Below are 23,962 nucleotides of genomic sequence, written 5' to 3' on the forward strand. Positions count from 1 at the left end.
CGCTAGGTTTTGCGCCCCTCGCCTGTCCTCATACCTGAGAGTGAGATCCGGGCGACCCTCCGGTACGGGCCGCTCGCTCCGGACCGCTCCGTCGCGTGATCCGTGCGGGTGTGTTCCGTTCCTAGCGTCGCCGCCATGACATTGCGATTGCTGGTCCGCCGGGGTGCGGCCGCCCTCATTGTGGGCGCAGGGGCGGCGCTGTGCGTAAGCGCGACGCCCTCCGCGGCCACCGGTATCCCATCCCCATCGGCCGGAGCGCCGCACGCGCTCGCGGCCACCGCCCCCGTGGATATCACGGCCACCGCTGCGGCCGTCCACGCTCTCGCGACCGACGACACCGCCGCTGCGATGGCGGCGTTTCCTGCGGACTTCGCCGCCACGATGGGTTACTCGCCGGTGACCGAGCCCGGGTTCACATCCACAGAGGTCCTCGCGGACCCCGACGGGGACTGCTCGTCTCCGGTCCCGCTCCCCAGCTCGTTCGACGCCGCGTGCCGTGTCCACGATCTCGGGTACGACATGTTGCGTTTCGCCCGGGACAGCGGACAGGAACTGGGTCCCGACGCACGCCGCGAGCTGGATGCGATGCTCGCACGTCACCTGCGTGCCACGTGCGAATCCGATGCAGCCCAGAGCGATCCGTCCTGTATGCCCGCGGCCCATCTCGCCACGACCTTCGTGCGTCTCAACTCCTGGCGCCAGGGCTACCGCATCCCGATCTCCGAATCCCCCGCGTCGTTCCTGATGGTGGCAGGTCTCGGCGCACTCCCGGTCGTCTTGGGCGCGTGGGCAGTGCGAAGGGCGGCCCGCCGATGAGCATCCTCGCTCGCGACCACACTGCCGGGTCCCCGCCGTTGCACCCGGGCACCGCCGGGCGCGTCCGGTCCGTCCTGGCATCGTCGGGACCGACGATCGGTACCAGTGTCACAATCGCTGTCGCACTCTGGTTTTCACTCGCGCCGTCGCTGCTTCCCCGCACGTCGTCGACGCAAGGGCTGGTGTCCGGACTGGTGGTCGTGCTGGCACTGGCGGTCCGGGCGGGTATCGCGCGAATGCGCGCCCCGCGCCCGGCACGCGTATCCGGCGAGACCGAGGTGCGGTACCTCGCCGCGTCCGTTGCCGCCGCGTCCGTCGTGATCGCCGGGACCGGCGCACACCACTGGCAGAACGCGCTGCGAGAGGCGATGGGACAGGCACAGATCGGGCCGCGTTATTGGCTCGACGTGTTCGTCACGGCATCGATCGTCGCCGCGCTCCTCGTCTTCTCGGCACGGGCGGTACGCACGATCCTGCGGAACCGGCGAGGACGACGAATTGCGGTGACGATCGGTACAGCTTGTCTTGCAACATGGTTCGCTGCCGGATCGGCACTGCTCTCCCCTGCCCCCGGCGCCCCGGACCCCACTTCCCTGTCGCCTCTTCCGTCCGCCGCGGGGCTCGCGGGATCGAAGGATTCCCTCGTCGGATGGGACACTCTCGGACGTGAGGGGCAGCGTTTCGTGTCCCTCGCCTCCGCCGGATCCGCTGTCCGCACCTACGTGGGTCTGGAGTCCGCCCCGGACGTCCCGGAGCGTGCGGCACTGGCCGTCCGGGAACTGGAACGGGCCGGCGGATTCGACCGCGCGCATCTCGTGCTCGCGGTACCCACGGGGTCGGGGTGGGTGGACGCGCACGCCGTCGAAGGCTTCGAAGCACGCTGGGGAACCGATGTCGCGATCGTCGCTCAGCAGTACTCGGACGCCCCGAGTTGGATGACCTTCCTCACCGATCGTGACGCAGCCGCCGAATCGGCCCGCACACTGACCTCTGCCGTGCGCGCCCACGTCGACGGCATGCCGGCGTCCCACCGCCCCGAGGTGCACGTGTACGGGCAGAGTCTCGGCGCGTCCGGTGCCGCCGCGGCGTTCCCCGATGCCGAACCGGGGTCGTGCGACACGGTGCTGTCGGGTCCACCCGCCGGGATGAGCCCTCCGGGAGGAACCGTCCTGGCGAACAGTTCGGATCCGGTGGTGTGGTGGCAGCCTTCGCTGCTCTGGTCGCCTCCGGACCTGTCCCATGCGCGGGTGGATGCCCCCGTCCCGCCGTGGTTACCGGTGATCACCTTCGCGCAGACGACCGTGGACCTGCTCACCTCCCTCGACGCTGCGCCCGGCCACGGTCACCGGTACGGACAGGATCAGGCGCAGTGCACTCCGTGATCGAGCGGCGACACGGAACGACCCGCAGGCTCCGGGAGGGAGCCTGCGGGTCGTCGACGGCGACACGGGGACGCTCAGGCCACGATCGGGCCCCGGGCAGCCTCGTATGCCGCACCCACGCGGTAGAGGCGCTCGTCTGCCATCGCCGGAGCCATGATCTGCAGGCCGACCGGAAGCCCGTCGTCCGCGGACAAGCCCGACGGCACCGACATCGCGCAGTGACCGGCGAGGTTCGTCGGCAGCGTGCACAGATCGGACAGGTACATCGCGAGCGGATCGTCGACCTTCTCGCCCAGCTTCCACGGAGTGAACGGGCTCGTCGGGGAGACCAGCACGTCGACCTGCTCGTACGCCTTGTCGAAGTCCTGCGCGATGAGACGACGCACCTTCAGGGCCTGGCCGTAGTAGGCCTCGTAGTAGCCGGACGAGAGAGCGTAGGTACCGATCATGATGCGGCGCTTGACTTCTTTGCCGAAGCCCGCGGCGCGGGTGGCCGCCATCACCTGATCGGCGCTCATCGTGCCGTCGTCGACCCGCATGCCGTAACGCATCGCGTCGAAGCGAGCGAGGTTGGACGACACCTCGGACGGGAGGATGAGGTAGTAGGACGCGAGCGCGTACTCGAAGTGCGGGCACGAGACCTCGACCACCTCGGCGCCGAGCTTGGTCAGAGTCTCGACTGCCGCGTCGAACGAGGCGATCACGCCGGGGTTGTAGCTGTCGGAATGGAGTTCCTTGACCACACCCACCCGCAGACCGGTCAGGTCGCCGGATGCACCCTGACGGGCAGCGTCCACCACCGGGCGCACCGGGGCGTTCACGGAGGTGGAGTCGCGCGGGTCGTAACCGGCGATCACCTCGTGCAGCAAGGCGGTATCGAGGACTGTGCGGCCACACGGCCCACCCTGGTCGAGCGACGATGCGCACGCCACCAGTCCGTACCGGGACACGGTGCCGTACGTGGGCTTGGTGCCGACCGTTGCCGTCACCGCGGCGGGCTGGCGGATGGATCCACCTGTGTCCGTGCCGATCGCGAGGGGCGCCTGGTAGGACGCGAGCGCGGCCGCGGAGCCGCCGCCCGATCCGCCCGGGATGCGATCGGTGTCCCACGGGTTGCGGGTGGGGCCGTACGCGGAGTTCTCGGTCGACGAGCCCATGGCGAACTCGTCCATGTTCGTCTTGCCGAGGATCGGGACGCCCGCCTGCCGCAGCTTGGTGGTCAGCGTCGCGTCGTACGGCGACACCCAGCCCTCAAGGATCTTCGACCCGCACGTCGTCGGCATGTCGGTGGTCGTGAACACGTCCTTCAGCGCGATCGGCACGCCCGCGAGCGAGGACGCCGGCGTCTCGCCTGCGGCCACGGCGCGGTCGACCTCACGCGCAGCGTCGAGCGCCTGCTCTCCGGCCACGTGCAGAAACGCGTTGTAGCCGCCGTCGACCGCTCCGATGCGGTCCAGGTGCGCCTGGGTCACCTCGACGGACGACAGGTCACCGGCGTGGATCCGCGAGGCGAGCGTCGCGGCGTCGAGCCGTGTCAAATCGGTGCTCATTCGCCCTCCCCCAAGATCTGCGGGACGGAGAACCGTCCTTCCTCGACGAGGGGTGCACCCGACAGCGCCTGCTCGGGCGACAGTCCGGGAATCACCTCGTCCGGCCGTGTCACGTTGGTGACGGCGTTCGGGTTCGCCATCGGCGCGACATCGTCCGCGGCCACCTCCGACACCGCCTTGACATGGTTGAGGATCGAATCAAGCTGGCCGGAGAACTCGTCGAGTTCGGCGTCGGTCAGCGCGAGCCGGGACAACCGGGCGAGGTGCGCGACCTCGTCACGGGAGATGTCAGGCACCGTAGGTGGCCCCTTTCCGATGGGAATTGAACTTCCTGTCCAGGGTAGTGCGTGCCCGATACGGTCGTGCAGTCGGTTCGATCACCCCCCGTGCGCCCCGTTCGCCGTCGCGCTGTTTCGTTCGTACAAAGGAATTGTTGCGTTCTTGTGAATCGGATGGCCGCGACCGGGCATTTTCGGGTGAGGATCGCCGAAACCGGTGATGGGCGGTCACAATCGGCGTGCGGCGGGTGGAAAGATGTGCCCCACCGGGGTGCACTGCGATCCCGGGCCGGCGTACGGGGCGCCGGCATCCTCTGGGAAGGGACGTACGTGTCATATCTCTTGCGTGTCCGGCTACCCGATCGTCCCGGTAGCCTCGGCGCGCTCGCCTTGGCTCTCGGTTCTGTCGGAGCGGACATCCTCTCGCTCGATGTCGTGGAACGCGGCACGGACTACGCGATCGACGATCTCGTGGTCGATGTCGATCCGGGCAAACTGCCCGACACCCTCCTGACCGCCGCGGAGTCGCTCGACGGTGTGACGGTCGATTCCATCCGGCCGTACGCGGGCATTCTGGACACCCACCGGGAACTCGAGTTGATCGATCACGTCGCCGCGGCCCGGGACGACCGGCTCCAGGTTCTCGTCGACGGTGCCCCGCGTGTGCTGCGGGTCGGATGGGCGACGGTGCTCGGAATCGGTACACACGGCATCTACCGCATCGCCGGCAGCGCCGGAGCCCCCGAGACACACCTTGCCGACGTTCCGTGGATGCCACTGGCGAAATCGACGCTGCTCGACCACGAAGCGGACTGGGTTCCCGGCCTGTGGCGCGACATGAACACGATGCTGGCCGCCGCGCCGCTGGGAGCGCCCGACCGAGTGCTCGTGCTGGGCCGGCCCGGTGGACCGGAGTTCCGCCCGTCGGAGATCGCGCGGATCGGCTATCTCGCGGGCATCATCGGTACCGTTCTCGCCTAGCCTTCGCCGGCGTTACCCAGACCCCTCCGTTGCCGGGCCCTGCGCCCACAGCCCGAAGTGTCAGACCTCCACCGGCGGATAGAGCCGCTGCATGGTGTACCGCCGGTTTCGCCTCACCGCCAGGGCGCTTGCGGTGAGGGACACCAGCAGGAGCCCGACCAGGACTGCCACGGCCACCCACAGGCGCGAGTCGACCTGTTCGGCGACCGTGAGCTGCCGCAACCCCTCGACGGTGTAGGTCATCGGGTCGAAGGGATGGATGTACTGGAACGGTTTCGCAGTCGTGGGTACCGGATAGATGCCGCCTGCCGAGACCAGTTGCAGCATCAGGAATGCGAGGGTGACGACCCGCCCGACCGCCGTCCCGAAGACCGCATTGAACGCTTGGATCATGGCGAGATAGGTCGCCGCGATGAGCATCAGGAACAAGATCGTCCCGGCGAGGTGCTTGACGTCGAGACCCACGCCGAAATGCACCACCGCGTACATGACCAGCGCCTGCAGGATACCGACGAGCAGCGCCGGCCAGTACGACGCGAAGACGGTGCGGTACAGCCCGACTCCACCGACCGTCGGACGGGATTGCAACGGTGTCAAGAGCATCCACGTGATGATGCCGCCGACGAACAGTGCCAATGAGAGGAAGAAGGGAGCGAACCCGGTGCCGAACGTCGACGCGAGGTTGTTGTAGTCCTGCTTCAACGCCACCGGCGAGGCCAGGGTGTCGGCAGTCGCGGTGCGCTGCTGATCCGTCCAGCTCGGCACCTCGCCAGCGCCCTGTGACAGCTGCTGGGCCAGTTCGTCCGAGCCCGACTGCAACTGCTCCATTCCCGACGACAACTGTCCGGCACCGTCGGCGAGCCGGAAACTCCCGTCCGTCAGCTCGATCAGCCCGGAATTCAGCGTCCCCGCGCCCGAACTCAATTCGTCCACCCCGTTGCGCAACTGCTCCACATCCGACGCCAGATCGCCGCTCTGCAGCAACGCCAGCCCGCTCTGGAGGGGACTGTTCGGGTCGAGCAGTTCGTACTCGACGGCCTGGGCTTCGCCCTGCAAGCGCACGATCTCCGCGCGCAACGCCTCTGCGTCTGTCTGCACCTGCTGCGCTGCGAGCGGGCCCAGCACGGCAAGGGCCTGCTGGGCAAGCGGATCGTTGCTCTGCCCCAGCACGTCGACGACCGTTTGCAGCGCCGACCCCGCCGCGGCCTCCACCGGCTGGGGCACCCGGCTTTCCAGTGCGATGAGCGATTGCCTCAGTTGCGTCACCCGGTCGGCAATATCGGTCGGTGCGCCGCTGTTGAGGAAGCCCAGCAGCGGATCGGCGACGCCGTCCACGGCGGTGGCGAGTTCGTTCGCGCCGGTGGCCAGCCGGGCCGATCCGTCACGGGCGGTGACGAGGTTGTCGGCGAGTTCGCGCGACCCCGAGGTGAGCTGGTCTGCTCCGCTCTTGGCCGTGTCGATCCCGTTCGCGAGTGTGCCGGCGCCGTCCGCTGCCTTCTTCAGCCCCGAACCCGCGCTTTCGAGCCCGGTGAGTATCTGTCCGACGCCCTCCGCGCCGATGGTGGCGTTGATCTGGTTGAGCACCTGTTCGGAGGCGTCCTGCGCGATGATCGTGGCGAGATAGTTGTTGGCGTCGTTGAAGGTGAACACCAGGTTCGCCTTCTCCGGATTGTCCCCGCTGGGGGATTCCACTGCCTCCGTGAAGTTCTCGGGGATGGTCACGGTGTAGTAGTACTTACCGCTCGCGAGACCGGCAGTCGCCTCGCTCTCCGGCACCTCGATCAGATCCAGCTTTCCCGAGTCGAGCAGCGATTTGACGACTTGATCGCCGGCATCGACCTGTTGGCCGGTCGAGGAACGTCCGGTGTCGTTGTTGACGATCGCCGCGGGGATCTTGTCGACCGCACCGAACGGATTCCAGAACGCCCACAGGTACATCGCGCCGTAGAGCAACGGCATCAGAATGATGGTGACGAGCGCGACACGCGGCATCGTGCCGCGAAAGTACCGTGTGATGTCGCTCCCCAGCGAAAACGCAGCCAGCATCGCTACCCCGTCTCGGTCATGACGCCGATGTCGCCCGGCCCCAGAAGATCGTGCAAGTCCACCAGGGTCCGCACCGCGGCCCCGGGAGGAATCGGATTCACGTCGGCGGTGATCACCGATTGCGTCTCGCCCAGTGCGATCAGCCTCTCGAGAAGAACCGCGCGCTCGGCGTCGTCGGCGATCCGGTCGAGCCGCCCGACCACCAGCAGCGGCGGGCGCCGGGTGTTCGCGACCGCGATACGCAACAGCATCTGCTGAAGTTCCGGCAGGTCGTCGATGAAAGCCCGCAGGTGCGGGAGTTCGACGTCGCCGAACACCTCCTCGCACATGTCCGCGACTCCGCGTTCGTCGACCCGTGGCACGAGCCGGTACCAGGGCGAATCCCACCGCTTCTGTTCGGTGACGAGATCGCGCACGGTGACCGAGGGCGGCACCTCGTCGAGTTCGTTCATGCACGCGATCGCGGAATGAGCGAACACCTTTCTCGGCTGGTCCTCGTATCCGAGGACGGTGAGCGAACCGCCGGTCAGGCGCATCCGTCCGCACAACGCCATCATCAACGCGGTGCGTGCCGCCCCGGCCGGTGCCGCCAGCACGGAGACTCCGCCCTCGTCGATATCGAGGTCGAGCGGACCGAACACGTGTCCCCACGGCCCGTCCAGTTCGATGCTCCGTGCCGAAACGAGCGTTCCCGGAACCGGCGCCCACGACGCCCTGGGGTCCGTCACAGACATTTCGACCATCTCCACCCCACGTCTCCGGCGTCGGAACATCAACGCCTTCGCCTCGGAGCCCGTCGCGCGGACCGATCCGACTCGCAACAGGACGACCACCGAAGGACACGTTAACAGCACGTTCTTCCGATCATGCCGTTGTTCACGGCGACCGAGAGGCGCTTTCCGAGATGTGTCAGGAGATAGGAGCGAGCACCCGGCACCGACGAGGCGAACGCGGGCGCGCCGCCGGGTGGATGCCCGTCGGGGGCGTTACCCCACCTCGCGCACGGCGTCGGGGCCCTGGTCGAGCAGGATTCTGAACGCGTCCTCGTCTATCACGGGCACGCCGAGATCGGTCGCCTTGTCGGCCTTGGTGCCGGGGTTGTCGCCCACCACCACGAACGCGGTCTTCTTCGATACCGAACCGGCGGCCTTGCCGCCTCGCGCCAGAATGGCTTCCTTCGCCTGATCGCGCGAGAACCCCGCGAGCGTGCCGGTGACCACGATGGACAGACCCTCGAGTGTGCGTGCGATCGACTCGTCGCGTTCGTCCTCCATACGCACCCCGGCAGCGGCCCACTTGTCGACGATGGCGGCGTGCCAGTCCACCGTGAACCACTCGACCACGGCGGCGGCGATCGTGGGACCCACGCCTTCGACGGCGGCGAGTTCCTCGAGGGACGCCGCCCGGATCCGGTCCAGGCTGCCGAACTCCGTCGCGAGAGCGCGTGCCGCCGTGGGACCGACGTGCCGGATCGACAGCGCGACCAGGACGCGCCACAGCGGCTGTTCTTTCGCATTGTCCAGGTTCTGCAGCAAACGCTCGCTGTTCTTCGACAGCGCGCCTTTCGACGTGAGAAAGAACGGCGCCTTCCGGAGGTCGTCCTCGGTCAGCGAGAACAGATCGCCCTCGTCGGAGATCACGTTCGCTTCGAGCAGGGCCGTCGCCGCCTCGTATCCCAGTGCCTCGATGTCGAACGCACCGCGTCCGGCGACGTGGAAGACCCGTTCGCGCAACTGTGCCGGGCAGTTCCGCGAATTCGGGCAACGCAGGTCGACGTCGGCTTCCTTCGCGGGCGCGAGTGGGGTCCCGCACTCGGGGCATACGTTCGGCATCACGAATTCACGTTCCGTGCCGTCGCGCAGGTCGACGACGGGTCCGAGGACCTCGGGGATGACGTCGCCGGCTTTCCGGATCACCACGGTGTCGCCGATGAGCACGCCCTTACGCACCACTTCGGACGCGTTGTGCAGCGTCGCGAGCGAGACGGTGGATCCGGCGACGGTGACCGGTTCCATGTACGCGAACGGCGTGACCCGGCCGGTGCGTCCGACACTCACCCGGATGTCGAGCAGTCTGGTGGTCACTTCCTCGGGCGGGTACTTGTAGGCGATCGCCCAGCGCGGGGCACGCGAGGTGGCACCGAGCCGGCGGTGCAGGCCCATGTCGTCGATCTTCACGACCAGGCCGTCGAGTTCGTGCTCGATGTCGTGACGGTGTTCGCCCCAGTACCGCATGCGCTCGACGACGGCGTCCGCTCCCCGGACGCGGAGGGTGTGCGGCGAGACCGGCAGACCCCACGCGGCGAACGCGTCGTACGCCTGCGACTGCGATCGCGGCGAGAACCCCTCGATGCGGCCGTACCCGTGGCAGTACATGCGCAGCCGGCGCTGCGCGGTGACCGCGGGATTCTTCTGTCGCAGCGACCCTGCCGCCGAGTTCCGCGGATTCGCGAACGGCGGTTTTCCGGCGGCGACGAGACCGGCGTTGAGGTTCTGGAAGTCTTCGAGACGGAAGAACACCTCGCCCCGTACCTCGAGCAGCGTCGGGATCGGGTATTCCTCGGTGGCGGTGAGCTTTTCGGGCACCTCGTCGATCGTGCGCGCGTTGAGCGTGACGTCTTCACCGGTACGGCCGTCGCCGCGGGTCGCGGCGCGCACGAGTCGGCCGTTCTCGTACACCAGGCTCAGCGCCACACCGTCGATCTTCACCTCGCACAGGTAATCCGGGTGTGTCCCGGTCTCGGTCTCCGCGCGCGCGAGCCATGCCCGCAGCTCGTCCTCGTCGAAAACGTTGTCGAGGCTGAGCATCGGCTCGAGGTGGCTGACAGCGGTGAAATCGGTGGCGAACCCTCCGCCGACGAGCTGGGTCGGTGAGTCCGGGGTGCGCAGCTCCGTGTACTGCTCCTCGAGCGCCTGGAGTTCGCCGAGCAGTGCGTCGAACTGACCGTCGGAGATGATCGGCGCGTCGCGCACGTAGTAGCGGAACTGGTGCTCCCGTACCTGCTCGGCAAGATCCTGCCAGCGCTCGCGCGCCTCGGGAGGAGCGGTGGCAGGCGCGTCCGTCGGTTCACTCACAGGTCACAAGACTAGTCGAGTACCCCGACAACTCCGCAGCGATCCGATCGCACCGGACCGGGTCCGGCGGTGTCGGCCGGACCCCTTCCGTCAGAGCGTCTCGGGGTCCTCCGAGAGCGCTGCCGAGATGTCGCGCGCCGACTTCAGTGCCTGCCGCGCCCAGTGCGGGTCCGCCGAGGCAAGCCCGCACGTCGGGGCCACGGACACCGACCGCAATGCGGTACGGGGGAAGCCGAGACGGTCGAAGAGTTCCACGGCAGGTGCCGCCTGCTCCCGCCAGCTGGGCACGGGGTTGGGAGCGGTGGTCGGAACCAGCCCGAGGACGAGCGCGGTACCGGAATCGAACAGTTCACCGATGCCGTCCAGATCGGCCCGCGACACCCTCGTGAGATCGAACGCGACGGCCTCTGCCGCGCTGCGGCGCAACAGGTCGGCAGGCAGGCTGCCGGCGCAGCAGTGCACCGCGACGGACAGTCCGGTGCCGCGGATCGTCGTATCCAGGACGTCGAGCGCCTCGGGTTCGGGCCATGCCGGAACCGTCTCGAGGATCGTTCTGCCCTCCAATGTCCCGGCGAGGACATCGGGAAGCGCGGGTTCGTCGAGTTGCACGACGACCTGCACGCCGAGTCTGCGGTGCAGTTCGGCGGCGTGCCGCGCAATTCCCTCCGCCAGCGACTCGGACAGTTCGCGCACCGCCCCGCGGTCGAGCAGGACGCGACGGCCCGTGGCGAGTTCCAGATGAGCAGCCAGCGTCAGCGGACCGGCCGACTGCACCTTGACCGTGCGATCCGGCCCCGCACCGGCGCGTTCCCACGCTTCCTCGAGCGCGTCGAGGTCCTGCCGGAGCAGATCTTCGGCGCGCGCGGCGATCGTGCCGCGTCGGGACACCAATCGGTAACCGGTGGTCGATGCGTCGAGATGGAGGTCGACGAGCAGCGCGCTCGCCCGCCCGATCGTGTCCGAACCCAGACCTCTGTCCGGAAGTTCCACGAGATGCGGAAGCTCGGCGAGTTCCCCGACCACCACAGCCGCCGCTTCGCGCGCGTCGGTGCCCGGCCACGAACCCACCCCGGTGGCGATCCCGGACCAGATCCCCCGAGCCGGCCCTCCGGTCGTCACATGCCCTCGGCTACGGGCCGTGCGACCGCGATCGTGCCGCTGCCGAGAACGATGTCTCCGGCCGGGTCCGGCCGGTACAGCACCGCGGCCTGACCGGCGGCGACGCCCGTGAGCGGTTCCCGCAGAGAGATCTCGATGCCCGAACCGGCCGCCTCGGCGACCGCCGGGGCGATCCCGCCGTGCGCGCGGACCTGCACGACGCATTCGACGGGGCCGTCGGGTGCGCTACCCGAGGTCCATACCGCACGCTCCGCATGGATGAAGTCGACCTTGAGGCGTTCGGCGCTGCCGACACGGACGGTGCCCGTCTCGGGTTCGATCGCGGTGACGTACCGCGGACCGCCGTCGGCGCCCGGACCGGAGATCCCGAGTCCCTTGCGCTGACCGATCGTGAAGCCGTGGACGCCCTCGTGCTCGGCGAGGACCTCCCCCGAATCGTCGTCGACGACCGCACCGGGCCGCACCCCGATGCGCGCGCCGAGGAAGGCCCGGGTGTCACCGGAGGGAATGAAGCAGATGTCGTGGCTGTCCGGCTTGTTCGCCACCGCGAGACCGCGCTCGGCGGCTTCGGCGCGGATCAGGTCCTTGGGTGTGTCCCCGATCGGGAACATCGCCCGCGACAACTGTTCCGCAGTCAGCACTGCCAATACGTAGGACTGGTCCTTGTCGGCGTCGACCGCGCGCCGCAGCACCCCGTCCTGCAAGCGCGCGTAGTGGCCGGTCGCGACCGCGTCGAAGCCCAGGGCCACCGCGCGGTCGGCCAGCGCGGAGAACTTGATCTTCTCGTTGCACCGCAGGCACGGATTGGGGGTCTGACCCGCCGCGTAGGCCTCCACGAAGTCGTCGATCACGTCTTCTTTGAAGCGGTCGGCGAAATCCCATATGTAGAAAGGGATTCCGAGCATATCGGCGGCGCGGCGGGCATCGCCGGCATCCTCTTTCGAACAACAACCACGCGAACCGGTGCGCAGGGTGCCGGGAGCAGACGACAACGCCAGATGCACCCCCACCACGTCGTGTCCGGCATCGACAGCGCGGGCCGCGGCAACCGCCGAGTCCACACCGCCGCTCATAGCCGCAAGAATCCTCATCTCCGGTCACCTCCTCGTCCACCAGCGCTCGCCATACCGGCGGCACGTGCCCGCTCCACCACGCGCGGCAGAGCGTCGATCAGTACATCGATGTCGTCTCGGGTCGTGGTGTGCCCCAACGAGAATCGCAACGACCCGCGGGCGGTCGCGGGGTCGGATCCCATCGCGACCAGCACGTGGCTGGGCCGCGCCACGCCTGCCGTGCACGCCGACCCGGTAGAGCATTCGATCCCGGCCGCATCGAGCAGCATCAGCAGCGAATCCCCCTCACAGCCGGGGAACGTCATGTGCGCATTGTTGGGAAGCCGCCCCGCGCCGCGGGGTCCGTTGAGGATCACATCGGGGATCACCGCTTCGACACCGTCGACCAGACGATCGCGCAGGACGGCGAGTTCGGCGGTCCGGGCCGGAAGGTCGCGGGTGACCTCCCGGAGCGCAGCGGCCATGCCGACGATCGACGCGGTGTCCTGGGTCCCCGACCGGATGTCCCGTTCGTGTCCTCCGCCGTGCGCGAGCGGAACGCAGGGCACCTGGCGTCCGAGCAGGAGCGCACCGACACCCTGGGGGCCGCCGAACTTGTGAGCGGCGAGGGTGAGCGCCGACAGCCCGCTCGCCGCGAAATCGACGGGCAGATGCGCGACGGCTTGCACCGCGTCGCTGTGCATCGGCACACCGAACTCGGCCGCGACGGCAGCGAGTTCGGCGATCGGCATCACGGTGCCGACTTCGTTGTTGGCCCACATGATCGTGACGAGGGCGACCTCGTCCGGATGAGCGGCGAGCGCCTCGCGCAGAACTGCCGGCTCGACCCGCCCGACCGCGTCCACCGGCAGCCAGGTCACCACGGCACCCTCGTGGTCGGCCAGCCACTCGACGGCGTCGAGCACGGCGTGGTGTTCCACGGCGCTCGCGATGATCCGGCGGCGCCGCGGGTCCTGGGCGCGCCGGCCCCAGTAGATGCCCTTGACCGCGAGGTTGTCGCCTTCGGTGCCGCCGGAGACGAAGATCACTTCGGAGGGTCGCGCACCGAGTTCGGCGGCGATCGATTCGCGGGCTTCTTCTATCCTGCGGCGTGCCGCGCGTCCCGAACCGTGCAGGGACGAGGCATTGCCGGTGGTTGCGAACACCCCGGTCATCGCGTCGATCGCCGCGGTCAGCATCGGCGTGGTCGCGGCGTGATCGAGGTAGACAGTTTTCGGGGTACCGGAGGATCCGGTGACGGGCGAGGTCATGACCGATCCAGGATAGCGGGTGGCTCGGGGTGCCCGTCGCGCTCACCGCTTCCACGGGAGCACATGCGGCAAGGGTCACGTTCCGGCGTGCGGACGAGCCGGACATCTCGCCCACCGGGACTGCCCACGCGCGAGCGCGGCCCCGCTCCGGATTCCGGAACGGGGCCGCGCTCTTGCTGAGGGTGAGAATCAGCCCTTGTGCTTCTTGACAGCCTCGGTCAGCTGCGGAGCGACGTTGAACAGGTCGCCCACGACGCCGAAGTCGGCGATCTCGAAGATCGGTGCCTCTTCGTCCTTGTTGACCGCGACGATGGTCTTCGAGGTCTGCATACCCGCGCGGTGCTGGATCGCTCCGGAGATACCGAGCGCGATGTACAGCTGCGGCGAGACCGTCTTACCGGTCTGGCCGACCTGGAACTGACCCGGGTAGTAGCCCGAGTCGACAGCGGCGCGCGATGCGCCCACCGCTGCGCCGAGCGAATCGGCGAGTTCTTCGACCACGGAGAACTTGTCGGCCGAGCCGACACCACGACCACCGGAGACGACGATCGACGCCTCCGTGAGCTCGGGACGGTCGCCACCGGCGACGGGCTCACGCGAGGTGATCTTGACCGCGTTCTCTTCCTGGGCCGGAACCTCGACGTCGACGCGAGTGGCGGCGGCAGCCTCCGGCTTGGCCTCGATCGCACCCGGGCGAACCGAGATGACCGGAACGTCGCCGTTGGCCTTGGCATCGACGGTGAACGCGCCACCGAAGATCGAGTGGACGGCCGAGCCGTCGCTCTTGACGTCGACGACGTCGACGAGCAGACCGGAGCCCAGGCGCGCAGCGAGGCGGCCCGACACCTCCTTGCCCTCGACCGACGCTGCGGTGAGAACCGCTGCGGGGCTGGTGGATTCGACGAGCGCGGCGAGAACGTCGACCTTCGGCGTCACGAGGTAGCCGTCGATGATGTCCGACTCGGCGGCGTAGACCTTCGCGGCACCGGCGGCGGCGAGCGCCTCCTGGAGCTTGTCGGCGGTCCCGGCGGAACCGGTCACGACTGCCGACGGCTCACCCAGCGCGCGAGCGGCGGTGATGAGTTCGGTGCTGATCTTCTTGAGCGCGCCCTCGGCATGCTCGACGAGCACGAGTACTTCTGCCATTGCTTGCTTCTCTCCCTAGATAGGTCTGGTGTTGTCGCGGGGGCGCGATCAGATGATCTTGTTGCCGACCAGGTACTGAGCGACCTTGTCGCCACCGTCGCCCTCGTCGGCGACACGCTCGCCGGCGGTACGCGCAGGCTTCGGGGTGACGCCGGTGACGGTGGACGCGGCGTTCGCGACACCGAAGATCTCGGGATCGAGACCGATGTCCGCCAGGGTGAGGGTCTGAACTTCCTTCTTCTTCGCGGCCATGATGCCCTTGAAGGACGGGAAGCGCGGCTCGTTGATCTTCTCGGTGACCGAGACGATCGCGGGGAGCGGTGCCTCGAGGCCGAAGACGCCCTCGTCGGTCTCACGCTCGCCGGTGGCCTTGCCGTCGGCCAGGGTCAGCTTGCGCAGGTGCGTGAGGTGCGGCAGGCCCAGGTACTCCGCGATGATCGCGGGCACGGCGCCGACGCGACCGTCGGTGGCCTCGTTGCCGGCGATGACGAGCTCGACGCCCTCGATCTGGCCGAGCGCCGCGGCGAGCGCGTAGGCGGTCTGGATGGAGTCCGAGCCGTGCAGCGCGGGATCGTTGAGGTGGATGGCCTTGTCGGCACCCATCGACAGCGCCTTGCGGATGGCGTCGGTCGCGCGGTCGGGACCTGCGGTCAGCACGGTCACCTCGCCGCCGTCGCGCTCCTTGATGAGCAGGGCCTCTTCGACCGCCCGCTCGTTGATCTCGTCGAGAACCGCGTCGGCGGCTTCACGGTCGAGCGTGTAGTCGCCGTCGGTGAGCTTGCGCTCGGACCACGTGTCGGGGACCTGCTTGATCAAAACGACGATGTTCGTCATGGGTCTGCGTCGACCTCCTGTGTGTAGCTGCCTTTGGTCGGCAAGGCGCTGCCTGAACCGAGCACTCGTGTCTGTCGCACGGCGTGTGCGATAGATTATCAAACGCTAAGTTACCCGTGGGTAACTTAGCGGAATTCCTGGTTCACCATAGCCGCACGAAAGGACGCGCAAACCTGTGATCTGGACCACCGGAACCGAGCCGGAGTGCAGTGGCACTAATGTCTGCTCGGTGAGCGATACCAACAGCCGCGCCGACGACGCCCAGACTCTCCCCCTCACCGGCGAACGGACGGTACCCGGCATCGCCGAGGAGAACTACTGGTTCCGGCGCCACGAAGTGGTCTACCGGCAACTGCTCGACCGCTGCCGAAGCCGGACCGTCCTCGAAGCGGGAGCGGGCGAAGGCTACGGCGCGGACATGATCGCCGACGTGGCGACGCGGGTCATCGGCCTCGACTACGACGAGAGCGCAGTTGCCCACATCCGCGCCCGCTACCCGCGCGTCGACATGCGGCACGGCAACCTCGCCGAACTCCCCCTCGCGGACGAGACCGTCGACGTCGTCGTGAACTTCCAGGTCATCGAACACCTGTGGGACCAGGGACAGTTCCTCCGCGAATGCCACCGCGTCCTCTCCCCGGGCGGCGCACTGCTGATCAGCACACCGAACCGCATCACCTTCTCGCCCGGGCGCGACACCCCGCTCAATCCGTTCCACACCCGCGAACTCGATGCGGCCGAACTCTCGGAACTGCTCGACAGCGCCGGTTTCCGGGTGGAACTGATGACCGGAGTGCACCACGGCCCGACGCTCCGCGCGCTCGACGCCAAGCACGGCGGCTCGTTCATCGACGCGCAGATCGAGCGTGCACTGGCCGGAGAACCGTGGCCGGCGGAACTCACCGAGGACGTCGCGGGCATCACCGTCGACGACTTCGTCCTCGACCCCGAAAACATCGACAGCAGCCTCGATCTGGTTGCCGTCGCAGTAAAGGATCCCGCGCGGTGAGTACGAAGAAGACCGGAGAACCGGGAATGTTCTCCCTCGTCCTGCACTCCCACCTGCCGTGGCTCGCCCATCACGGCCGCTGGCCGGTCGGTGAGGAATGGCTCTATCAGTCCTGGGCCGCAACATATCTCCCGGTCACCGACGTTCTTGCGCGCCTTGCCCACGAAGGACACAGCCGGATGGTCACGCTCGGGATCACGCCCGTCCTGGCCGCCCAGCTCGACGATCCGCACTGTCTTGCCGGAATGCACCACTGGCTCGGCAACTGGCAACTGCGCGCCCACGAGGCCGCCGGCATGGCCGAGGAGTCCTACCAGGCACTCGGGGCGCGCGAACACCGTGCGGCAGCAGCCGCGCTCGAGATGTTCGAAACCCGATGGCGCCACGGCGGTTCCCCCGTGCTCCGCAACCTCGTCGACGCCGACGCGATCGAACTGCTCGGTGGTCCGCTCGCGCACCCGTTCCAGCCACTGCTCGACCCCCGGATGCGGGAGTTCTCCCTCACCGAAGGCCTGCACGACGCGCACGCCCGGTGGCAACACCGACCCCGTGGCATCTGGGGCCCCGAGTGCGGATTCACGCCGGGCATGGAAATCGGGTACGCGGCAGCAGGTGTCGAACATTTCATGGTCGACGGGCCGGCGCTGCACGGCGAGACCACTCTCGGCCGCACCGTGCTCGACTCGGACGTCGTGTGTTTCGGCCGTGACCTTCAGGTCTCGTACCGCGTGTGGTCGCCGAAGTCCGGATACCCCGGGCACGCCGCCTACCGCGACTTCCACACCTACTGTCACGACACGGGTCTCAAGCCCTCACGGGTGACCGGCCGCGCAGTGCCGTCGGAGGACAAGGCGCCCTACGACCCCGAACTCGCGTCCCTCGCCGTCGACCGCCACGTGGCCGACTTCGTCGACACGATCCGCCGCCGCCTCCGGAGCGAGTCCGCGCGTATCGGCAGGGACGCACTCGTCGTCGCGGCATTCGACACCGAACTGTTCGGGCACTGGTGGTTCGAGGGCCCGCTGTTCCTCGAGCGGCTTCTGCGGGCGCTGCCGGAGGCGGGCATCGAGGTGGGCACGCTCACCGACGCCCGTGATCGCGGATACGTCGGTGGCCCCGTCGATCTCGCGAACTCCTCGTGGGGATCGGGCAAGGACTGGCGGGTATGGGCCGGCGACCAGGTCTCCGACCTCGTCCAGCTCAACGACGAGGTGGTCCGGACCACGCTCGACACACTCGACAAGGCCCGTGACGGGCACGCACCCGGAGCACCGGTCCTGCGCAACCGCGTGCACGACCAGATGTTGCGCGAAGCGCTGCTCACCGTCTCGAGCGACTGGGCGTTCATGGTCAGCAAGGACACCGCGGCCGCGTACGCCCGCGATCGCGCGCACACCCACGCGCACGCCCTCCGGGAGATCGCCGAGGCGGTCGCTTCCGGTCGGGACTCGACGGCAGTACGGTTGGCCGACGGCTGGAACCGAGCCGACAACCTGTTCCCCGGGCTCGACGCGCGGCGCCTGCCCGGACGCCACGGAGGCAAGTGATGAAGATCCTGATCGTGTCGTGGGAGTACCCGCCGGTCGTCGTCGGTGGGCTCGGTCGGCACGTTCACCATCTCGCCACGGAACTTGCCGCAGCGGGGAACGAAGTCGTGGTGCTGTCCCGGCGCCCCACGGGAACCGATGCTTCGACGCATCCCACACTCAGCCATATCGCCGAGGGCGTGCTCGTCGTCGCGGTCGCGGAGGACGCCCCCCACTTCGTATTCGGCGAGGACATGCTCGCCTGGACACTCGCGATGGGGCACGCGATGGTGCGCGCGGGGATCGGCCTGAGCCGCGGCGGTATCGGCGAGGGGTGGCAACCCGATGTCGTGCATGCACACGACTGGCTGGTCGCGCATCCCGCCATCGCCCTTGCCGAGCACTTCGACGTGCCGCTTGTCTCCACGCTCCACGCAACCGAAGCGGGCCGCCACAGCGGGTGGCTCTCGGGCAGAATCAACCGCCAGGTGCACTCGGTCGAGTGGTGGCTCGCCCACGAATCCGACGCGCTCATCACGTGTTCGGCGTCGATGTACGACGAAGTGACAGCACTGTACGGCCCCGATCTGCCGCGAATCTCGGTGATCCGCAACGGTATCGACATCACGACGTGGTCGTACCGCGAGCGCGCACCCCGATCCGGGCCGGCCCGGCTTCTCTATGTGGGACGGCTCGAGTACGAAAAGGGCGTGCAGGACGCGATCGCCGCCCTCCCGCGGATTCGGCGTTTCCACCCCGGCACCACGCTCATGGTCGCCGGCGACGGCACCCAGTCCGAGTGGTTGCGCGAACAGGCGCGCGTCCATCGTGTCGCACGCTCGGTGACCTTCCTCGGCAACCTCGACCACACCGAACTGCTCGATCGACTGCACACCGCCGACGCCATCGTCCTGCCCAGCCGGTACGAACCGTTCGGCATCATCGCGCTCGAAGCTGCCGCTGCGGGAACACCGTTGGTCACCTCGACCGCCGGCGGGCTCGGCGAGGCCGTCGTCGACGGCACGACCGGGTTGTCGTTTCCTCCCGGCGACGTCGCAGCGCTCACGTCGGCGGTGCGCAGGACGCTCGACGATCCGGCCGCCGCGCAGGAACGCGCCCGGGCCGCCAGGGCCCGGCTCACCGACGACTTCGACTGGGGACAGGTCGCCGAGGAGACGGCCCAGGTCTACATCGGCGCGAAGCGGCGGGTACGGCATCCGCTCGGACGGCCCGTGATCCCGCAGCGCCCGCTGCCCGGCCGGGACTGAGTCAGCCGACTCCGAGCGCCGGCACGCGGTCGAACCACGGGCGAGCCTGTTCCAGTTCGGCCCCGAGAGCGAGCAGCAGGCCTTCCCCGCCGAGCGGCGCGACGAACTGCACGCCGAGGGGTACGTCGTCCGCGGTCCAGTGCAGCGGCAGCGAGATCGCCGGGCGCCCGGTGATGTTCGCCAGCTGGGTGTACGGCGTGCGTCCGAGGTTCTCGTCGATCATCCGGTCCACCAGCCCGGTCCAGCGGGCCACCCTGCCCATTCGCGTCGCGATGAGCACGTTCCCGAGGGTGCTCATCCAGCGCGGAGTCGCCAGTTCCCCGATCCGCGCCGGAGGATAAGCCAGGGTCGGCGTGAGCAGTAGGTCGTAACGCTCGTGGAACGCGGCGAGCCGGGTGGTGTGTTCGCCCCAGCGCGCCAGCGCCGCGAGATACTCCGGAGCGGGCACGGTGCGGCCCAGTTCGGCGAGAATGCGGGTGTCGAACTCGAATCCGTCCGGGCCCGACCCCGTGCGTTGCCGTACCTCGTCGACCTCCGCCGTCAACGACGCGAACCACATCGTGAGGAAATCCGTGGCCAGTTGCCGCTCGTCGACGCCGGTCGTCGCGGGCTCGACGTGGTGACCGAGGCCGTCGAGCAGGGCAACCGTGGCGTCGACCGCTGCGACCGCTTCGGGGTCGACCCCGGTCCCGAGCGGGGACGCGGTCGCGTACCCGATCCGCAGGCGCCGGGGGGCGGTGCGGGCGGCGGCCGAATACGACTGCGGTGGAGCCGCGCTCAGGAAGGGCGCCGCCCCATAGGCACCGGCCATGACGTTCAGGAGAGCCGCGGAGTCACGGATGCTCCGGGTGATCGCCCCGTTCGTTGCCGCCCCGTGCAGCGGTTCGCTGCCGAGCGGGCCGGTCGGCACGACTCCGCGCCCGGGCTTGAGACCGACGAGACCGCAGCATGCGGCCGGGATCCGGATCGAGCCGCCGCCGTCGCTCGCGCCCGCCACGGGCACCACGCCCGCTGCGACAGCCGCGGCGGAACCACCGGACGAACCCCCGGGGGTCAACGCCGGGTTCCACGGGTTGCGTGTGGGACCGTTCGCTTCCGGTTCGGTGATGCCCTTGAGCCCGAATTCCGGGGTGTTGGTCTTCCCGAAGACGACGAGACCCGCCTCGAGCCAGCGGTCGACGACCACCGAGTTGCGTTCGGCGGGAACTTGGGCGAGGGCGCGGGACCCACTGCCGGTGGGGATCCCCGCGATGTCCTGCCCGAGGTCCTTCACGAGGAAGGGCACGCCCGCGAACGGGCCGTCCAACGGGTGGCCGGCCCGCACACGAGCCTCTCGGTCGAGCCGGTAGACGACCGTATTGAGAGTCGGCTCGACGGCGTCGAGCCTGGCGATCGCCGTCTCGAGCAGTTCGTGCGGCGTCACCTGCCCGCCCGCCACCAGTTCTGCGAGCCCCACGGCGTCGTGACGCCGGTATTCGTCGAAATCCACTCGAGCCCTCCCCTGCCGATCTTCCTGTGGCTGTCGTCAGACGCCGGGTTGTGCGTCGGCCGGCTTTTCTCCCGCCTTCTTCCGCGCGATGTCCTCGAGCGCTGCGGCCCGTGCGGCACGTTCGGCGGCGGCGGTCTCCCACGACAGCTTCCGATTCTTCACGACCTTCGCCGGCGAGCCGACGGCAATGCTGTAATCGGGGATCTCACCCTTGACCACGGCGTGCGCGCCGAGCACACAGCCGCGACCCACCTTGGTATTGCGCAACACCGTCACCTTGGCGGCGATCCAGGTGTCCGGCCCGATGCGCACCGGACCCTTGATGATGCCCTGGTCCTTGATCGGATAGGTGATGTCCTCCGTGCGATGGTCGAAATCGCAGATATAGCACCAGTCCGCAACGAGGGTCGAGGCGCCGATCTCGATGTCGAGGTAGGTGTTGACGACGTTGTCCTTGCCGAACACGACCTTGTCGCCGATTCGCAGCGAACCTTCGTGGCAGCGGATGGCGTTGCCGTCACCGATATGCACCCACTTGCCGATCTCGAGCCGCGCCAGGTCGGGCGTCGCGTGGATCTCGACGTTCTTCCCGAGAAACACCATTCCGCGCAGCACGACGTGCGGATTCGCCAGCTTGAACTTCGCCAGGCGGTAGTACCGGACCAGGTACCACGGCGTGTATGCCTTGTTTGCCAGCACCCATCGCAGAGATGACAGTGTCAGGAATCGTGCCTGGTCCTGATCCCGGCGACGGGAACCGCGCCACCTCGTGCGCAGCGGTGCGCCCCACATGCTCGTCATAGGGGGCAGCCTACGGTCCGCCTCCTGCGCGGGGTACAACCACCGGCCCGATACGCTGACGGCTCGAAACGTTCGTCCCGGGAGGAGTTGGGTGATGCGGGGTGTCCTGCGGGCCGCAGTGCTGGCATCGACGGCAGCGGTCGCACTGAGCGGGTGCGCAGGCGGAGGCGGTACCAGCGATGTGCTCTCCGAAGGAGGCTGGCCGGGCCGTTATTCGGATGCCCGCAACAGCAGCACCGCCACCGCAGACGGTCTCGACGACCTCTCGGCCGCGTGGGCCCGCCCGCTGGGAGGCCGGGTGGGCTCTCCCGCCGGGGTTGCCCGCAACGGCCAGATCGCAGTCACCGCCTCGACGGACGCGGGATGCAACCTCTTCTCCTTCCAGATCGACAACGGCCGCAAACGGTGGTGCACGCGGCTCGCTCCGGGCGCCACGACCGTGACCCCCGTGTCCGACGGCAACGCGAACATCTACGTCGGCGAGGACGGTGGCATGTTCTCGTTCAACGAACACGGGCAGCGACGCTGGCGCATCCCGGTGAGCGGCACACCGCGCAGCGCCCAGTTCGCGTCCGACGGAAAACTGGTCGTCGTCACGCATTTCGGCCAGGTCAACATCATCAACCCGCAGACCGGCCAACTCGTCGCACCGCTGTTCGACCTCGTGCCCATTCCCGCCGTCGGCGACGGCCAGAACGTTCCGAGGCTCGCGAGCGACCACGGGTTGCCCGCATGCTTCGGCGGATCACCCGATTGCCCCGTCGCCACCACTCCCGCAGTCGACCTGGCCACGGACCGGATCTTCGTGACCCTGTGGCGTCCCGGTGCCGACCGCGCGTCTCTCGTCGCCATGCGGTACACCAGCGGCGACAACGCGTCCGTGGTCGAAGAATGGTCCACCGACGACCTGCCGGGCGGCGCCGTGACGAGTCCGGTGCTGTCCGCCGACGGCGCGACCGTCTACGTCCACGACGGCGACGGCACCCTCTGGGCCGTCGACTCCACGACGGGGACACCCCGATGGAGCCATCGACTCGACTACTCCCCCGCGACCGGCCCGGCAGTGACCGGTGACGGATTGCTGCTGCTTGCCGCCGGCGGAGACGAGGGCGCCCTGACCGCACTGCGGGACAATGGCGACGGCGCCGAAATGGTGTGGCAGCGAACGGATGTCACGCAGCACGCCGTACCGGCGGTGACCTCGAACGGGCTGGGTTACTCGATCGTGGGCGGCGCCGACGGCCTTGCCGCACTCGTGTTCGACACCTCGGACGGCCACTCGATCGACGAGGAACCGATCACGGAGGCAACAGGATTCCCGGTCGGCACCGCGGTGGGCCCCGACGGCGAGTTCGTCACCACGACGCACGACGGTGACATCGTCGTACTCCGCTGAAGCAGTTCCCTCAGCCGACAGTCGAGGTACAGTCGAAAGATCGTGCTGCCCTGCGTAATTCGGCGCTCACGACAGCCTGCGCCGGCCGGTGCCCACTGCCCCGGCGGTACGCAATTCGGGTTCGTCTCCCGACCGGAAGCGCGGTGAGCACCACCCCTGCCGGAACATCGATCGCCCCGAGCTGTGGCACCAGTGCCACGCCGGCTCCCGCTGCAACCAGTCGCAGGACCGTGGCGAAGTCGTCGACCCGATGGGTGACCCACGGTTCGAACCCTTGGGAGCGACAGGTGCGCACCGCCATGGTGTGACACAACGTGCCGGAGTTCCCGACAATCCAAGGGCTGTCTGCGTGACTGCGGACGACCGCCAAACCCTCCGCGTCCGGCGCTGCGGACGCGGCCAGATAGATGACCTCGTCGAGCAGCGGTTCGAGTTCGATGCCCGACCCGACGGAGGACGGCACGTTGTCGTATTCGTGGACGAGCGCCATGTCGAGGTGACCTCCCCGAAGCAGATCCGGCGCATCGGCGGGATCGACCTCCGTCACCGTCACTTCCGGGCCCTGCTCCGCACGGCGGAGTTCCGACAGGGCGGGGAGCACAACCGTCCGTAGCGCGGTCGGAAAGGCCCCGAGGCGAACCGACCCCGACGGCCCCGGCCCACTCGTCGCGAGCGCGGTTTCTGCTCGTTCCAGTTCCGCCAGAACCGCCTCGGTGTGCTCGACGAGGATGAGAGCCGCCGGGGTCAGCCTCACCCGACGACCCGTGCGCACCAGGAGGGGGCGGCCGGCCTCGCGTTCGAGCGCCGAGATCTGTTGCGACACCGCCGACGGCGTGTACGAAAGCGCCTCGGCGACGGCAGCGATCGTGCCTCGATGGGCGAGTTCACGGAGAAGCCTGAGCTTGCGAACGTCGAGCATCGGTT

The 23,962-nt window shown here is 68.6% G+C and carries 20 protein-coding genes; 7 read left to right on the forward strand and 13 right to left on the reverse strand.

Features of this window, described 5'->3' with window-relative positions:
* The first annotated feature begins 135 nt into the window (after positions 1-135).
* Together HF877_RS21140 and HF877_RS02655 are read left to right on the forward strand one after the other, a co-directional pair.
* Positions 136-816 (forward strand): hypothetical protein, encoded by a 681-nt coding sequence (locus tag HF877_RS21140; protein WP_206036534.1) that lies wholly within the window; start codon positions 136-138, stop codon positions 814-816.
* Positions 813-2,198 carry an alpha/beta-hydrolase family protein gene (locus HF877_RS02655; protein WP_169619647.1) on the forward strand — a complete coding sequence of 462 codons (1,386 nt, stop codon included), beginning with the start codon at positions 813-815 and terminating at the stop codon, positions 2,196-2,198. Before HF877_RS21140 ends, HF877_RS02655 begins: the two co-directional genes overlap by 4 nt.
* A gap of 74 nt (positions 2,199-2,272) precedes the next feature.
* Here HF877_RS02655 and gatA read toward each other — a convergent pair whose 3' ends face one another.
* Together gatA and gatC are read right to left on the reverse strand one after the other, a co-directional pair.
* On the reverse strand, positions 2,273-3,748 hold the full coding sequence (gatA, locus tag HF877_RS02660) for an Asp-tRNA(Asn)/Glu-tRNA(Gln) amidotransferase subunit GatA (protein ID WP_169619648.1): 1,476 nt from the start codon (positions 3,746-3,748) through the stop codon (positions 2,273-2,275).
* On the reverse strand, positions 3,745-4,044 hold the full coding sequence (gene gatC, locus HF877_RS02665; RefSeq protein WP_169619649.1) for an Asp-tRNA(Asn)/Glu-tRNA(Gln) amidotransferase subunit GatC: 300 nt from the start codon (positions 4,042-4,044) through the stop codon (positions 3,745-3,747). Before gatC ends, gatA begins: the two co-directional genes overlap by 4 nt.
* A gap of 312 nt (positions 4,045-4,356) precedes the next feature.
* On the opposite strand from gatC, the gene HF877_RS02670 reads away from it, so the two are divergent.
* Positions 4,357-5,007, forward strand: coding sequence for an amino acid-binding protein (locus HF877_RS02670; RefSeq protein WP_169619650.1), 651 nt, complete (start codon positions 4,357-4,359; stop codon positions 5,005-5,007).
* A gap of 60 nt (positions 5,008-5,067) precedes the next feature.
* Here the strand turns inward: HF877_RS02670 and HF877_RS02675 are convergent, their stop codons facing one another.
* From HF877_RS02675 to HF877_RS02710, 8 genes are all read right to left on the reverse strand, one after another.
* The gene (locus HF877_RS02675; RefSeq protein ID WP_169619651.1) at positions 5,068-7,053 is read right to left on the reverse strand and encodes a YhgE/Pip domain-containing protein; all 1,986 of its coding nucleotides are present in this window, start codon (positions 7,051-7,053) and stop codon (positions 5,068-5,070) included.
* A gap of 2 nt (positions 7,054-7,055) precedes the next feature.
* Positions 7,056-7,787, reverse strand: a complete 732-nt coding sequence (locus tag HF877_RS02680) for a hypothetical protein (protein WP_240951953.1) — start codon at positions 7,785-7,787, stop codon at positions 7,056-7,058.
* A gap of 252 nt (positions 7,788-8,039) precedes the next feature.
* Complete coding sequence (gene ligA, locus HF877_RS02685) at positions 8,040-10,127, reverse strand: NAD-dependent DNA ligase LigA (protein WP_169619652.1); 2,088 nt, start codon at positions 10,125-10,127, stop codon at positions 8,040-8,042.
* Positions 10,128-10,217: 90 nt separating this feature from the next.
* The gene (locus HF877_RS02690; protein ID WP_346765046.1) at positions 10,218-11,246 is read right to left on the reverse strand and encodes a methionine synthase; all 1,029 of its coding nucleotides are present in this window, start codon (positions 11,244-11,246) and stop codon (positions 10,218-10,220) included.
* Positions 11,243-12,337 carry a tRNA 2-thiouridine(34) synthase MnmA gene (gene mnmA, locus HF877_RS02695; protein ID WP_169619653.1) on the reverse strand — a complete coding sequence of 365 codons (1,095 nt, stop codon included), beginning with the start codon at positions 12,335-12,337 and terminating at the stop codon, positions 11,243-11,245. Before mnmA ends, HF877_RS02690 begins: the two co-directional genes overlap by 4 nt.
* Entirely contained in the window at positions 12,334-13,569 is a 1,236-nt protein-coding gene (locus HF877_RS02700; protein WP_169619654.1) for a cysteine desulfurase family protein, read from the reverse strand. The genes mnmA and HF877_RS02700 overlap by 4 nt, the downstream gene beginning before the upstream one ends.
* A 189-nt stretch (positions 13,570-13,758) precedes the next feature.
* Positions 13,759-14,715: an electron transfer flavoprotein subunit alpha/FixB family protein gene (locus tag HF877_RS02705; RefSeq protein WP_169619655.1), complete on the reverse strand. Its 957-nt coding sequence runs from the start codon at positions 14,713-14,715 to the stop codon at positions 13,759-13,761.
* Positions 14,716-14,763: 48 nt separating this feature from the next.
* Positions 14,764-15,549 (reverse strand): electron transfer flavoprotein subunit beta/FixA family protein, encoded by a 786-nt coding sequence (locus HF877_RS02710; protein WP_169619656.1) that lies wholly within the window; start codon positions 15,547-15,549, stop codon positions 14,764-14,766.
* 229 nt (positions 15,550-15,778) lie between these two features.
* On the opposite strand from HF877_RS02710, the gene HF877_RS02715 reads away from it, so the two are divergent.
* The 3 genes from HF877_RS02715 to HF877_RS02725 are packed head-to-tail and all read left to right on the forward strand — an operon-like array spanning position 15,779 to position 19,352.
* Entirely contained in the window at positions 15,779-16,558 is a 780-nt protein-coding gene (locus HF877_RS02715; protein ID WP_296550824.1) for a class I SAM-dependent methyltransferase, read from the forward strand.
* A 26-nt stretch (positions 16,559-16,584) separates the two neighbouring features.
* A complete protein-coding gene (locus HF877_RS02720) occupies positions 16,585-18,105 on the forward strand; it encodes a glycoside hydrolase family 57 protein (RefSeq protein WP_169619983.1) in 1,521 nt (506 codons plus the stop codon).
* A complete protein-coding gene (locus HF877_RS02725; protein ID WP_169619658.1) occupies positions 18,105-19,352 on the forward strand; it encodes a glycosyltransferase family 4 protein in 1,248 nt (415 codons plus the stop codon). The genes HF877_RS02720 and HF877_RS02725 overlap by 1 nt, the downstream gene beginning before the upstream one ends.
* Before the next feature lies 1 nt (position 19,353).
* Here HF877_RS02725 and HF877_RS02730 read toward each other — a convergent pair whose 3' ends face one another.
* Both HF877_RS02730 and HF877_RS02735 read right to left on the reverse strand, forming a co-directional pair.
* Entirely contained in the window at positions 19,354-20,841 is a 1,488-nt protein-coding gene (locus tag HF877_RS02730; protein ID WP_169619659.1) for an amidase family protein, read from the reverse strand.
* A 36-nt stretch (positions 20,842-20,877) separates the two neighbouring features.
* On the reverse strand, positions 20,878-21,642 hold the full coding sequence (locus tag HF877_RS02735; protein ID WP_169619660.1) for an acyltransferase: 765 nt from the start codon (positions 21,640-21,642) through the stop codon (positions 20,878-20,880).
* 94 nt (positions 21,643-21,736) lie between these two features.
* Between HF877_RS02735 and HF877_RS02740 the strand changes: the two genes are divergently transcribed.
* Entirely contained in the window at positions 21,737-23,038 is a 1,302-nt protein-coding gene (locus tag HF877_RS02740; protein ID WP_169619661.1) for a PQQ-binding-like beta-propeller repeat protein, read from the forward strand.
* A gap of 10 nt (positions 23,039-23,048) precedes the next feature.
* On the opposite strand, the gene HF877_RS02745 is transcribed toward HF877_RS02740, so the two are convergent.
* On the reverse strand, positions 23,049-23,957 hold the full coding sequence (locus tag HF877_RS02745) for a LysR family transcriptional regulator (RefSeq protein ID WP_169619662.1): 909 nt from the start codon (positions 23,955-23,957) through the stop codon (positions 23,049-23,051).
* Between the last annotated feature and the right edge of the window lie 5 nt (positions 23,958-23,962).

It is taken from the genome of Rhodococcus sp. BL-253-APC-6A1W (assembly GCF_012843405.1).
Lineage (GTDB): Bacteria > Actinomycetota > Actinomycetes > Mycobacteriales > Mycobacteriaceae > Rhodococcus.

What these genes read in the sequence shown, in the direction of transcription:
- HF877_RS21140 (WP_206036534.1), top strand. Translation starts at nt 136, where the DNA reads ATGACATTGCGATTGCTGGTCCGCCGGGGTGCGGCCGCCCTCATTGTG.
- HF877_RS02655 (WP_169619647.1), top strand. Translation starts at nt 813, where the DNA reads ATGAGCATCCTCGCTCGCGACCACACTGCCGGGTCCCCGCCGTTGCAC.
- gatA (WP_169619648.1), bottom strand. Translation starts at nt 3,748, where the DNA reads ATGAGCACCGATTTGACACGGCTCGACGCCGCGACGCTCGCCTCGCGG.
- HF877_RS02675 (WP_169619651.1), bottom strand. Translation starts at nt 7,053, where the DNA reads ATGCTGGCTGCGTTTTCGCTGGGGAGCGACATCACACGGTACTTTCGC.
- HF877_RS02680 (WP_240951953.1), bottom strand. Translation starts at nt 7,787, where the DNA reads ATGTCTGTGACGGACCCCAGGGCGTCGTGGGCGCCGGTTCCGGGAACG.
- mnmA (WP_169619653.1), bottom strand. Translation starts at nt 12,337, where the DNA reads ATGAGGATTCTTGCGGCTATGAGCGGCGGTGTGGACTCGGCGGTTGCC.
- HF877_RS02700 (WP_169619654.1), bottom strand. Translation starts at nt 13,569, where the DNA reads ATGACCTCGCCCGTCACCGGATCCTCCGGTACCCCGAAAACTGTCTAC.
- HF877_RS02705 (WP_169619655.1), bottom strand. Translation starts at nt 14,715, where the DNA reads ATGGCAGAAGTACTCGTGCTCGTCGAGCATGCCGAGGGCGCGCTCAAG.
- HF877_RS02710 (WP_169619656.1), bottom strand. Translation starts at nt 15,549, where the DNA reads ATGACGAACATCGTCGTTTTGATCAAGCAGGTCCCCGACACGTGGTCC.
- HF877_RS02720 (WP_169619983.1), top strand. Translation starts at nt 16,585, where the DNA reads ATGTTCTCCCTCGTCCTGCACTCCCACCTGCCGTGGCTCGCCCATCAC.
- HF877_RS02725 (WP_169619658.1), top strand. Translation starts at nt 18,105, where the DNA reads ATGAAGATCCTGATCGTGTCGTGGGAGTACCCGCCGGTCGTCGTCGGT.
- HF877_RS02735 (WP_169619660.1), bottom strand. Translation starts at nt 21,642, where the DNA reads ATGACGAGCATGTGGGGCGCACCGCTGCGCACGAGGTGGCGCGGTTCC.
- HF877_RS02740 (WP_169619661.1), top strand. Translation starts at nt 21,737, where the DNA reads ATGCGGGGTGTCCTGCGGGCCGCAGTGCTGGCATCGACGGCAGCGGTC.
- HF877_RS02745 (WP_169619662.1), bottom strand. Translation starts at nt 23,957, where the DNA reads ATGCTCGACGTTCGCAAGCTCAGGCTTCTCCGTGAACTCGCCCATCGA.